General features: G+C 70.8%; 10 protein-coding genes. 4 read left to right on the top strand and 6 right to left on the bottom strand.

From position 1 onward, the window contains the following. Window positions 1-18: 18 nt before the first annotated feature. The 5 genes from IPQ09_22775 to IPQ09_22755 all read right to left on the bottom strand — a co-directional run bounded on the left by IPQ09_22775 (window position 19) and on the right by IPQ09_22755 (window position 5,307). Window positions 19-1,236 (bottom strand): ATP-grasp domain-containing protein, encoded by a 1,218-nt coding sequence (locus IPQ09_22775; protein MBL0196999.1) that lies wholly within the window; start codon window positions 1,234-1,236, stop codon window positions 19-21. A gap of 51 nt (window positions 1,237-1,287) precedes the next feature. Continuing rightward, window positions 1,288-1,815 (bottom strand): response regulator, encoded by a 528-nt coding sequence (locus tag IPQ09_22770; GenBank protein MBL0196998.1) that lies wholly within the window; start codon window positions 1,813-1,815, stop codon window positions 1,288-1,290. A gap of 245 nt (window positions 1,816-2,060) precedes the next feature. Then, on the bottom strand, window positions 2,061-4,124 hold the full coding sequence (locus IPQ09_22765) for a PAS domain S-box protein (GenBank protein MBL0196997.1): 2,064 nt from the start codon (window positions 4,122-4,124) through the stop codon (window positions 2,061-2,063). Between the two features lies 1 nt (window position 4,125). Next, a complete protein-coding gene (locus IPQ09_22760) occupies window positions 4,126-4,926 on the bottom strand; it encodes an SDR family oxidoreductase (protein MBL0196996.1) in 801 nt (266 codons plus the stop codon). A gap of 9 nt (window positions 4,927-4,935) precedes the next feature. After that, a complete protein-coding gene (locus IPQ09_22755; GenBank protein ID MBL0196995.1) occupies window positions 4,936-5,307 on the bottom strand; it encodes a (2Fe-2S)-binding protein in 372 nt (123 codons plus the stop codon). Between the two features lie 111 nt (window positions 5,308-5,418). On the opposite strand from IPQ09_22755, the gene IPQ09_22750 reads away from it, so the two are divergent. The 3 genes from IPQ09_22750 (at window position 5,419) to IPQ09_22740 (ending at window position 9,741) form a co-directional block, all read left to right on the top strand. Further along, a complete protein-coding gene (locus IPQ09_22750) occupies window positions 5,419-6,363 on the top strand; it encodes a bestrophin family protein (protein ID MBL0196994.1) in 945 nt (314 codons plus the stop codon). A 96-nt stretch (window positions 6,364-6,459) separates the two neighbouring features. Further along, window positions 6,460-7,524, top strand: a complete 1,065-nt coding sequence (locus tag IPQ09_22745) for a phosphotransferase (GenBank protein ID MBL0196993.1) — start codon at window positions 6,460-6,462, stop codon at window positions 7,522-7,524. Between the two features lie 147 nt (window positions 7,525-7,671). Further along, entirely contained in the window at window positions 7,672-9,741 is a 2,070-nt protein-coding gene (locus IPQ09_22740) for a beta-galactosidase (protein MBL0196992.1), read from the top strand. A gap of 152 nt (window positions 9,742-9,893) precedes the next feature. On the opposite strand, the gene IPQ09_22735 is transcribed toward IPQ09_22740, so the two are convergent. Then, on the bottom strand, window positions 9,894-10,889 hold the full coding sequence (locus tag IPQ09_22735) for a hypothetical protein (GenBank protein MBL0196991.1): 996 nt from the start codon (window positions 10,887-10,889) through the stop codon (window positions 9,894-9,896). 472 nt (window positions 10,890-11,361) lie between these two features. On the opposite strand from IPQ09_22735, the gene IPQ09_22730 reads away from it, so the two are divergent. Further along, window positions 11,362-12,501 (top strand): hypothetical protein, encoded by a 1,140-nt coding sequence (locus tag IPQ09_22730; GenBank protein ID MBL0196990.1) that lies wholly within the window; start codon window positions 11,362-11,364, stop codon window positions 12,499-12,501. The last annotated feature ends 67 nt before the right edge of the window (window positions 12,502-12,568 follow it).

Below are 12,568 nucleotides of genomic sequence, written 5' to 3'. Positions count from 1 at the left end.
GACGCCCGGCTGACTCCCTCATTGCGCGTAGATGCGCACGTCGGTCGCCGCCGCCTGGCACATCCGCAGGGTCTCGCCGAAGTCGGGGTGACGCACCATCAAGCGGCCGTCGGCGAGGGTCGTTTGTTGCCAGTCGCGCCGGGGCGTCCCGGGGCGAAGGAGTGAATCCTCCACGACGCACGGGCCGCACGCGTGGAGCCACGCGCCGAGGCCCTCGATGCGCGTGACGAGCCCTCGGCCGATGGCGCGCTTGAACACCATCCCCACGTTGTACTTGCGAGTCGTCTCGCCCTCGAAGTGCCCCCAGCACGAGACCCTCGCCCACTCGCGGAAGAGGTCGGTGTCGCAGGTGTAGTTCATCTGGTCGACGATGCCAGCGCCGCCCGAACGGCAGGCGATCTCGCCGAACACGGCCTCCCCGCTGGGGGTGAGATACCACTCCATGTGCGTGAAGCCGCTGCCCATCCCGAGGGCCGCCAGCGCCGCGCGCCCGAGCTCGAGCCCCGGCGCGAGCCTCGGCTGCGCGAGGTCGCGAATGCTGATCCCGATGGGGCTTATCCACTCGTGCGTGCGCGCCTCGAGCGGCTTCGGGATGTAGGCGGTCATACTCTCGACCACGGGGCGACCCCGCAGCGAGACCGTGTCGTAGGTGAACTCCTCACCTTCAATGTACTCCTCGCAGCTCGCCTCGGCGACGTTGCTCATCGTGGGCAGTACGCGCTCGAGCTCGGCGCGGCTCTCGACGCGGTACGTGTCGGCGCAGCCCGCGCCGGCGATGGGCTTCAGGATGAGCGGATAGCCCACGCGCTCGGCCGCCTCGCGCGCCTCGTCGGCCGTGCGCACCCGCCACGATCGCGGCACCCGGAGGCCCGCGGCGCGCAGCCGCACCTTCATGATCTCCTTGTCGCGGAAGCCCCGCACCACGTCGACGGACATGCCCGGGATCCCCCAGCGCTCGCGGAGCCGCGCGGCCAGCAGCACGAGCGGCTCCCAGTTCGTCAGCACGTGATCGATCGTGCGCCCGCGGAGCCACGCGGAGACGCGGTCCGAGACGTCGGCCTCGTCGGTGATGCGCGGCACCGTGAGATAGTCGGCCAGGTAGGGCCGGACGGCGCTGGGGAGGGCCTCGCGAGGGGTGTCTCCCACGCCGTACACGGTGGTCCCCACCTCGGCGAGCCCGCGCGTGAAGTGGCACATCTCCGCGGGGTAGGCGGGCGACAGAAAGACGACTCGCATCGAGGATGGTTAGCACGCGGGCGCGCGGCCGCGTCAAGCGCCGTGGCGTCGTCAGGCGCCGTGGCCGTGGTGACCACCGTCCGCGGGCTGCGGGGCCGAGAGCGCGCGCCGGAGCTCCTCGGGCAGGCTGAGCGGCTCGAACGGCTTCGCGATCACGCCGCGCGCGCCCGCGCGCAGATAGTGCTCCACCTCGTGCGGCTGGGCCTTCGCCGTCACGAAGAGCACGGGGATACACGCCGTGCGCGGGTCTTCTCGGAGGCGCGCGAGGGTGGAGAGGCCGTCCATTTTGGGCATCATCACGTCGAGCAGGATGACGTCGGGGCGCTCGCTCGCGGCGATCGCCAGGCCCTCCTCGCCGCTCCGCGCGAGCAGCACGCGCATTCCGCCCACGTCCTCGAGCGAAATGCGACCGATGGTGCGAATGTCGGCCTCGTCGTCCACGATGAGCACCGTGCTCACCCTGTCCGGCGCGACGGGGCCCGACGGCGCTGCGCACGCAACGGTCTCGCGAGCGCTCGCGACGGCCCGGTGCAGCTCGGCCACGGCGAGCTCGATGGCGCACCACGGGCGCTCGCTCATCGCAGCTCGCGAGGCCACGCAGAGGGCCCGCTCGAGCCGCCCAGCGGCCTCGCCGACCGCGCCGAAACCGAACGCCCCTGCGCTGCCGTGGAGGCGGTGGGCGAGGGCCTCGGCGTCGTCGAGCGAGCCGGAGGCGCTGATACGCGCCGCCGCGATGGCCTCCGCGATGGCCGCGAGCTTCGCCGCGAGACCGAGGCGATAGGTCTCGCGGAGCGAGGCGGTGTCGGCGACGGGGACCGGCGGGATCACGAGGTCTCCTCCGCGGCGCCCGCCTGGGCTGTGGGCAGCTCGAACCAGAACACGGAGCCACCCCCGGCCCTGCGGCCCACGCCGATGGTGCCGGCGTGCTGGGTGACGATCGCCTTGGAGATCGCGAGGCCGAGGCCCGTGCCTCCGCGCTGTCGATCGTCGCGGGAGTCGAGCTGCTGGAATTTCCCGAAGAGCTTGCCGACCTCCGCGTCGTCGATGCCCGGCCCGCGATCACTCACCGACACGCGGAGCCGCGAGGGGCCCACCGGGTCGGCCGAGACCTGCACCGGCGCCCCCTCGGGCGAGAACTTCGCCGCGTTCGACACGAGGTTGACGATCACCTGGGTCAACCGATCGCGATCGCCCCGCACGGTGAGCCCCGGCGGGACGTCGCTCGTCGCGGCGGCCCCGTCTTTGAGGCCTCTCAGCCCCTGCAGCGCGCTCGCGACGAGGCGCCCGACATCGAGCGGCTCGAGCTTGAGCGCGAGCTTGCCGGCCTCGATCTTCTCGATGTCGAGGATGTCGTTCACGAGCCGAATGAGCCGCTCCGTGTTCGCGCTGGCGATCTCGACGAGCGCGCGCGCCTCGGGCGGGAGCTTGCCCTTCACCTCCGACCCGAGGAGCCGCAGCGAGCCCCGGATCGACGTGAGCGGCGTGCGCAGCTCATGGGACACGACGGCGACGAACTCGCTCTTCAGCCTCTCCACCGCGTGCAGGTGCGAGACGTCGCTGGCCACGCCCAGGAAGCCCACGACGTGGCCGCCGCCGTCGCGCAGCGCCGTCACCGCCTGGGCGACAGGGAAACGCGAGCCGTCCTTCCGGGTGTGGGTCCAGGTGCGCGAGTCGGCCTGCCCTGCGGCCGCCCGCGCCGAGATGGCGTCGAAGTCGGGCGCGACCTCCCGGCCGAGCTCTCGCGACAGCGTCGCGGCGTGCGAGGCGAGCTCGTCGGGCGCGTGAAACACGGTGTAGTTCACCGTGCCCTCCACCTCGTGGCGGGCATACCCGAGCAGCCGCTCGGCCCAGGGGTTGAAGCTGCGGATGGTCCCGTCGAGCTCGGTGGCGACGATGGCCAGGTTGGCCGAGGCGAGGATGGCCGTCTGCAGGGCCGTCGTGCTCGCGAGCGCGCGCGCTTGCTCCAGGATCTTCGCCTCCGAGGCGCGGCGCACGGTGAGGTCGACGACCGTCGCGAGGGTCATCTTTCCCTGCGGGGTCTCGAGCGGCGTGAGGCCGATCTCCAGCGGAAACTCCGTCCCGTCGCGCCGCAGGCCGCACAGATCGCGGCCCGCGCCCATCGCACGCCGCCGCGAGTCGGCGCGGAAGGTGGCGCGCAGCTCGGGGTGCCGCTCGCGTGCGGGTCGGGGCAACAGCACCTCGACCGGTCGACCGAGCAGCTCGGCCCGCGGATAGCCAAAGATCCGCTCGATCTCGCTGTTCACGAGCACGATCGCGCCCTCGTCGTTCACCATCACCATCCCGCTCGCGGACGCCTCGAGCGCGGTCTGCGTGAGCGGCGGGACCGCGCTCGCTCGGACCTGTGCGGCTTCGCGCAGAGCGCTCTCGCGCGCCTCGTGGAGCGTGATCTGGGTGACCACCAGGCGCCCGAGCGCGGCGAGCGCGCGCCGCTGCTCCGGCGAAAGATCGCGGGGCTCGGTCGCCATCACGCAGAGCGCTCCCAGGGCCGAGCCGTCGGGCATGACGAGCGGCGTGCCCGCATAGAAGCGCAGGCCGTGCGACCCCGTCACGAACGGGGTCGTGGCGAAGCGCGCGTCGTCGCGGGCGTCCTGCACGACGAACACGCCGTCGTGGAGCAGCGTGTGCGCGCAGAGCGAGTGCTCGCGCGGGACGTCGAGCGTCAGGCCCGCGGGCACCCCGAACAGCGCCTTGGACCACTGCCGGTCGCGCGTGATGAGGTTCACCGCGGCGATCGGGGCCCCGCAGGCGGTCGCCGCCAGCTCCGCGAGGTCGTCGAACGCGGCCTCGCGCGGCGTCCCCACGAGGGCGGTGCGGCCGAGCGACTCGAGGCGCGCGTGCTCGTTCGCCGGCGCTTCCGCGGCGGACACGTCAACCGCCCATCATGTCGAGGAAGGGGCCGGGACCGATGAGCGTCGTGCCCCCGTCGACCAGCAGCGTCGCGCCCGTGATGTACGCGCCGGCGGGCGATACGAGGTAGGTCATCGCCTCCGCGATCTCGAAGATCGTGCCGTATCTGCCGAGCGGCACGCGCGCCTTCAGGGCGGCGGGAGCGTCGCCCGGAGCGAGGCGCGTCATGCCCTCCGTGCCCTCGATGGGCCCGGGCGCGATCGCGTTCACCCGCACGCCGAAGCGTCCCCACTCGAGCGCGAGATCGCGCGTGAGCTTCTCGATGCCCGCCTTGGCGGCCCCGGCGTGGCACTGGAGCGGGGTGGCCACCGTCGCCTGCGTCGCCGTGATGTTGACGACCGCGCCTCGGGCCTTCGACAGCTCCCCGAAGGCGGCGCGGCAGAAGTTGAACGTGCCGCACAAGTCGATGTCGATGACGGTGCGGAAGCCGTTCGCGCTCAGGGTGGCGGCGGGCGCCAGAAAATTGCCGGCCGCGCTGTTCACCAGGATGTCGAGCCCGCCATGCGCCGCCACGGTCGCCGCCACCGCCTCCTCGACCCTCGCGAAGTCGCGCACGTCACACGATTTCGTCGCCGCGACTCCGCCGGCCGCCACGATTTGGCGCTGCACGGCGTCGAGCTTCTCTTGCTTGCGCCCCACCAGCATCACCCGCGCCCCCTGCTCGGCGAGGCGGACCGCCAGGCCGGCGCCGATCCCGCTGCCGCCGCCCGTCACGAGCGCCGAGCGCCCCGCCAAGAGGCCACTCACGAATACGCTGCTCATCCTTCCGCCCTATTCCCCCGAGGCCTCTGGCCCCGCCTCGACCGGTTCGTCCTCGTCCGATGCCGCACACCCAGCGACCGCTCGCGCCTCGCGCGCTCTTTCGTCGCGCGCGTCCTCCTCCGCGATCGCCGCGAGCCCCGCTAGGGCGGCGAGCCGCAGCGGGTGGAAGGGAGGCCGGGGAGTGAAGGGGAGCGCCGCCGAGTGTCCGGCCTCGACCAGGCGCCGCGCGCAGAGGGCCACGCACGCCTTCCCCTGGCAGTACCCCGTGCCGAAGCCGGTGTACCGCTTCAGCGACTCGATGTCCGTGTAACCACGGGCGATGGCGTCATCGAGCTCATGCACAGTGACGTCCTCGCACCGGCACACGAACGCCTTCGCCATGTGTCGAGCGTAGCAGCCGCGACCCTCTCCGGGGGGCCAGAGAGGCGCCTCGCGCAGCTACGGCGCTGGTGGTCTAGCCCTAGGACCCCGTGGAGGATACCCTCGGCCGCCATGTGGGTGCAGACCAAGAACGCGTGGATCTACGACATTGCGCTCGGCGGACGCGCCCTCCCACGCATCTGGCCCCGCGTGGCCGGCGTCACTACGCTCGCGGTGATCTCGTCGTACGCCTACCACCACCTGCCACACTTCCACTTCAGCCTCACGACCACTCCCTTCACCCTCATCGGCGTGCCGCTCGGCATCTTCTTGGGTTTCCGGAACAGCGCGAGCTACGACCGCTTCTGGGAGGGGCGGAAGCTGTGGGGCGCGCTCGTGAACACCACGCGCAGCTTGGCCCGACAGATCACGACGTTCATCGTGGCGCCGGAGGGGGCCTCGCCCGAGGAGCACGCGGCCGTGCGACAGGAGCAAGAGCGGCTCGTGCGCATGGTCGTCGCCTACGTCCACGCGTTCCGGCACCACCTGCGCGACCAAGACGCGAGGCTCGGGCTCGACGAGGTGCTCACCGCGGAGGAGCTCGCCGCGATCGCCCCCCACGAGAACGTGCCCATCGCGCTGCTCGGGCTGCTCGGCGAGCACTTCCTCGCCGCGCGCCGGCGCGGGCTCGTGCACATGTACCATGCACCCATCCTGGAGCAGTCGCTGGTGTCTCTGACCGACGTCCAGGGCGCCTGCGAGCGCATCAAGACCACGCCGATCCCGTACTCGTACACTGTGCTCATGCACCGGATCGTCGGGTCGTACTGCGCCCTCTTGCCTTTCGGCACCGCGGAGGCGCTCGGCTGGGCCTCCGTCGCCGTCGTGGCGTTCGTGTCGTACGCGCTCCTCGGCCTCGACTCGATCGGCGACGAGCTCGAGCAGCCGTTCGGCCTAGACCCCAACGATCTCGCGCTCTTCGCGATCTCGCGTACCATCGAGATCAACCTGCTGCGCCGCATCGACGCGACCGAGGTCCCGGCGCCCGCGAAGCCTCACCGTGGCATCCTCGCGTAGCTCGGCCTCGGCGGGCCTGTGGGCCGGGCCCCCGCGGTCGCAGGGTCAGGAAAAAAAACGCTTCGCGTGGCGCGGCGAATGGGTTGACCATGGGGAATGGAGTTGGATTTCGCGCCCCTCGAGCGCCTGTGCGCGAAGGTCTGGTCGTCGGCCTCCGTGGACATCTCGCAGATGCCGGGCGGGGCCTCCACGCGCCGCTATTTTCGCGTCACCCCGCAGGAAGGCGGGAAGAGCCTCGTCGCGATGTTCGTCCCCGATGGCCCCAAGCCGGAGGAGGTGCACAACGGCGCGACGACCGAGCGCTGGCCGTTCCTCGAGGTGCGCGACCTGCTCGCCGCCCGCGGCGTGGACGTGCCCGAGGTGTTCGCGGAGGACACCGCCAACGGCTGGCTGCTCCTCGAGGACCTCGGCGAGGACACCCTCGCCAACTACCTCTCGCGCGTGCCGACCGAGAAGCCTGCGCTCTACACGTGTGCGGTCCGCGATCTCGCCGAGGCGCAGGCCGCGCTCCGCGAGCTCCCCGCGGGGTCGATCGTGGCCAGTCGCTCGTTCGACTACACCCTGCTCCGCTGGGAGATCGAGCACTTCCGAGAGTGGGGCCTCGACGCGCGCGGCAAGGCGCTCACCGCAGACGACGCGGCCGAGTTCTCCGTCCACGCGGACACCCTCGCGCGGCGCGTGTCCGAGCTCTCCCGGGGCTTCACCCACCGTGACTACCAGTCGCGCAACCTCATGGTGCGCGACGAGCCCCGCCGCCCCGGCAAGACGCACGGCCTCGTGTGGATCGACTTCCAAGACGCGCTCCTCGGGCCGCGCGTGTACGATCTCGTGGCCCTGCTCAACGACAGCTACCAGACCTTCGATCGCGCGTTCGTCGAGGCTCGGCTCGGCGAATACGCCGACGCGGCGGGCCTCGACGCCGCCGGCCGCGAGGGCCTCCTCTACGAGTTCGACCTCGTCACGGTGCAGCGCAAGCTGAAGGACGCCGGCCGCTTCGTGTTCATCGACCGCGAGAAGAACAACAGCGCGTTCCTGAAGTTCGTGACCCCCACCGTCGGGAAGGTAGGCACCGCGCTCGAGCGCCTCGCGCCGCACGACGACGGCATGCGCCGCCTCCACGCGCTCCTGAGTCGGGCGGTCGGCGACGAGCTCCGCGCGTAGGCGAGGGGGAGGCGAGCGGGGGAAGCGAGGGGGAGGCGAGCGGGGGAAGCGAGGGGGAGGCGAGGGCCTCGCGAGGGGCCGCGAGAGTGGAGGCGCGGGTCGCGGGGTTGCTGCGCGGCGGCGCCGACGATGCTAACCGTCGTGCTCATGACTGAACGCGGCGTTCCCTCCGCCATCCGCAGGTCGCCGCCGGCGGTCTCCGTGCACCCCGACGGGCTCTTGCTGCGCCCCGCGGGCGGCGGCCCCGACGTGCTCGTGCCGCTCGTCGCGGGCGCCATGCACTACTTCCGCCACGACGTGGAAGACTGGGCGCCCGCGCTCGACGCCCTCCGCGCGATGGGCATGCGCCTCGTCGACATCTACGTGCCGTGGGGCGTGCACGAGCTCTCGCAGAACCGCTACGACTTCGGCTCGATCGATCCGCGGCTCGACGTGCGCAAGTTCGTCGACCTCGCCGCCGAGCGCGGGCTCTACGTCATCCTCCGGCCCGGGCCGCACATCAACGCCGAGCTCACCTTCTTCGGCGTCCCCGAGCGCGTCGTGTGGGACCCCGCCTGCCAGGCCCGCACGCCCAAGAACAACCCGGTCATTCTCCCGATGGTGCCCGTCGCCTTCCCGGTGCCGAGCTACGCGAGCGACACGTTCCACGACGAGGCCGCCGAGTGGCTCCGCGCGGTCGGGCGCGAGCTCGCCGACCGGGTGTATCCCGCGGGCCCGATCGTGCTCTTTCAGGTGGACAACGAGGGGGCGCTGTACTTCCGCGACGGGCCGTACGACCAGGACTACCACCCCGACGCGCTCCGCCTCTTTCGCCAGTTTCTGCGCGAAAAGTACCACACGATCGAGGCGCTGCGGGCCGCGTGGCGCGAGCAGGGCGAGCTCACCACCTTCGCCAGCGTGTCGCCGCCCACCCGCTTCGACGCCAAGGCGCCGGACGACCTCGTGCGCCACATGGACTGGATGACCTTCCACGAGCACCTGCTCGCGTCGGCCATGGTGCGCTTCGCCGAGGTGGGCAAGGAGGCGGGCTTCAGAGGCATTCCCACGTCGCACAACCTGCCGCCGGGCGAGGCCGCCACCGCGCTCAACGCGGGCCGAATGGCGAAGATCGTCGACCTCGTCGGGCTCGACTACTACCACCCGGCCACGCCCGAGGCGCACATGACGCTGCTGCGCCGCACGACCGAGCTCGCGACGCGCGCCGAGGGTTTTGGGGGCCCGCCCTTCGCGGCGGAGATGGGCGCGGGCTATCCGCCCATCTTCGCGCCGCTCGACGAGCACGACTCGCTCTACACGCTGCTCGCCGCGATGGCCTACGGCCTCCGCGCGTACAACCTCTACATGGCGGTCGACCGCGAGCGCTGGATCGGCGCGCCGGTGGATCCGCACGGGGCGCCGCGGCCGCTGGCCGACGCGTACCGCCGGTTGAACTCACTGTTCGACACGGTGCGCTTTCACGAGCTCCGCCGGCGGGTGCCCGTGCGCCTCGTGGTGCCGCGCGCGCTCCGGCGGCTCGCCCGCGCCACCCACGCGTTCGGCCCCGTGACCCCTACGCTCTTCAACGTGATCGGCGTGGGCTTTCGCGACTCGTGCCTCGAGGAGGAGCTCGGCACCGGCGAGGTGCCCACGTTCGTCGCCGAGTCGTTCCTGCTCGCGTTCGAGCGTGCGCTGCTCGCGCGCGGCGTGCCGTTCGCGTACGCGGGCGGCGACAGCTTCGAGGAGTCGACCGCGGGAGCTTCGTGGATCGTGTGCGCGAGCGTCGCGGGCCTGAAGCCGGAGTTCGTCGAAAAGCTGCAGTCTGCACGCAAAACCGGCGCGCGCGTCACGCTCGGCCCGCGCGTGCCGTCGCGCGACGGGCAGATGCGCACGATGGCGACGCCGCACGCCATCGAGGGCCTCGAGGTGTGCGCGCTCGACGAGGCCACCGACGCCGACGCGCTGGTCGCCGAGCGTGTCCGGGAGCTCGGCCTGCCCACCTACCCGGTGAGCCCCACCTCGTGCTTCGTGACCGTCCACGAGGATCGCGAGGGCGAGGCCCGCGTGGTGTTCGTGATGAACCCGACCGACGCCGCGGTGGAGGTCACGTTCTCCGTCGGGCGTGTCGGCGCGCTCCGCGATCTGCTCGAGCGCACGCCCACGGGTCCCGTCGTGGCGGAGGCAGGCGCGTTCACCCTCGACGTGCCGGCGCGCACCGTGCGGGTGATGGGCGTGGAGTGAGGGTCACCCGGTCAGCGACTCGGCCTCATATGCCCATGCACGACTGGCGGGGGCGATCGTCTTCCATGCGGCACGGGCCGGGCGAAGGCGCGGCTTCGAGGCGGGAGCGTACCCGGCGCGGGTGTGTGCGCCGGAGCGTGGACCACGGCGCATCATTTGATCGAGTATGTGCGCTGCCATTCTTCGACGGACATCGGCCCAATGGGCTCAAGCAGTTTCAACGCGACGGCCGCGAACTCGGGCCACCGGTACTCGTCGCCCTCATCGTGCTGGGGAGGCTCCAGCGCCGTGAGCACTTCGTAGACCGCTCCCGGCGACACCTCCGGGGTAGCGGTGATGCCGTAACGCACCACGCAGCCATGATGAAGCACCTTCTTCACGCAAGCGGCGAGCTGGGAAGCGACCTGCTGGCGCGGAATCGTAAGTCCGACGCCCTGCTCGCAGCCCGCGCCCACGGGTGCCACCATGCCAACGCCCGCGCGGCGTGCCACCATGCCAACGCCTTCCGGCACAAGGAGCAGGTCTACCTTCGCCTCGACGCAGCGGTGCCCGTCCCTCCCCATCCGTGTAGAATACTTGAACGCGAAGTCGGGCCCGCGCTGGTCCGGGCCGACCGAGATGAAATAGAAGTCGGTGTGCCCCGCCTTCTCCACCGTTTGAACGATGTCCAGCAAGGCCCGGTACGGTGTATTCTCTGACAAGAGCACGCGGACCCCGCCATGCGGCATACGGTCGTCCAGATTCTTTTCGAGCCCGCGCGGCCCCCTCGCCCGGGGTGCCGCCGGGCGGTACGGCTCGAGCATCGAGAAGAGCGTGGGCAATGTCGGCTGCTCGTCACTTGCCGTCGTGGGCCTTCCCTGAAGCCCGAAGCGAACCAGCGCCTCGCGCGAAGGGGTCGCCATGACCTCGGCGTCTCCCAAGAAGAGCGCCTGGGGAGTCAAGGTGACGAGCGGCATGGCGCGCACCCTGTCGCTCATCGGTGGCAGGGGGGTGCTCACTCGAGCGAGCGCCAAGATCGACGTCCCGCGGGGAGCAAGCGCGGGAGAAGCCCTCCTCGCACGGTCGTACTCCGGATCGCGCGCCGCGTACTCCACGATCGCCCCCACCCCGCCGAGCGCGCCGAGCGCACAAAGCACGATCACGATCACTCCCCAGGGTATCCGTGCTCGTTCGCCCATTAGTCCTCGAAATGGAAGGGACGGCGCCGCCGAAGCCGTGGGGCGGGACGGCTCCGTCATCGTAGCGGAAGCCACGATAACCGCCCGCGACAAATCTCAAAACCCCGGCGCCACTAGTTTATCGACAACGAGCCCGATCGGGTTCGAACTAAAGAGACAACTCGCCACCATGGCGGCATAGTCAGCCTGTCCGTTTGCCGAGGGGAAGTTCACGTTCAAGAGGCTCAGCGCCCGGCGCCGAGGCGATCGAGCACTACACACGCATCCTGAAAGCCGCCCTCGCATCCTCGCTCGAAGAAGCCGCTTGGAAAGCGTGCGGTGCTGCGCATAGTCTCTTGGCTGACACGAGCGCCGCGTCGGGCGGGCAGATCCAGGGCCCTCCAAACATCTCCCGCGCGCGACATCGGTCATTCGGGAGCGAACCATGCGAACCATGCGAACCATGCGAACCATGCGAACCATGCGCGGGTTGACGGTCTCCTCCGTGGTGGGCGGACTGATGGCCTGTCAGGGGGTGACCGCTTCCGCGCCCACTCCGACGCTCTCGGGTCCCTGGGGTCGAGCGTCAGCCATCCGGCAGGCCGCGGTCGACAAGATCGACCTGCTGCTCGTGATCGACAACTCGCGCTCCATGGGCGACAAGCAGGCCATCATCAGCGAGGCCGTCCCCGACCTCATCGAGAGCCTCTCCACCCCGAATTGCGTCGACGAGAGCGGCAGACCCACGGGCGACCGCGCCGACCCCGCCGCCGAGGAGGGCAAGGAGTGCAAGACCGGAAAGGCCGAGTTCAAGCCGATCGTCGACATCCACGTCGGCGTGGTCTCGTCGTCCATGGGCGGCTTCGGCTCCGACGCGTGCGCCGACGCGCAGAACCCGACCGACGAGACGCTGAACGCGCACAACGACGACAAGGGGCAGCTCATCAACCGCTCGGGCGCCAAAGAGACGCCGATCGGGAACGCGTCGCCCTCGAACTTCCTCTCCTGGTTTCCGGGCGTGAAGCGCAACGAGGCCAAGAAGCCGTCGGCTGGCTCGACGCCGTACACGACCCTGGCCGACTTCAACACCGCCTTCGCCGGCCTCATCGGCGGTGTGAACGAGTACGGCTGCCGGTTCGAGGCGAGCCTCGAGAGCTGGTACCACTTCCTCGTCCAGCCCGACCCGTACGCGAGGGTCGTGCGCAGCCCGCGAGGGGCCGACTACGACGGCGTCGACGAGACCATCCTCCGGCAGCGCGCGGACTTCCTCCGCGCCGACTCGCTCGTCGCGATCGTCATGCTCACCGACGAAGACGACTCGGCCGTCGATCCGCTCGCCATCGGCCACCAGGGCTGGGCGTTCATGAACACGAAGTTCCCGGCCTCGATGGGGATCGCCGGCGCGCAGCGCGAGCCCGACCGCGGTGGCGGCTCGACCGCGCCGAAGGGCACCACCGCGTGCGACACCAATCCCGGCAGCGCCGACTGCACCTCCTGCGGCTTCAAGAACGACCCCAAGGTCCAGGCCGACGCGAAGTGCAAGGACAACGACGGCTTCTATGGCAAGGGCGACGACGACATAACGTGCGCTTCCACAAGATGAAGCAGCGCTTCGGTGTCGACCCGCAGTACCCCATCAAGCGTTACGTCGACGGCCTCACCAAGACCCG

The organism is Myxococcales bacterium (assembly GCA_016720545.1).
In the GTDB taxonomy this organism is placed as follows: domain Bacteria; phylum Myxococcota_A; class Polyangia; order Polyangiales; family Polyangiaceae; genus JAAFHV01.
Note: the sequence above shows the minus strand (reverse complement) of the source record. Positions and strands in the feature narration are given on the sequence as shown.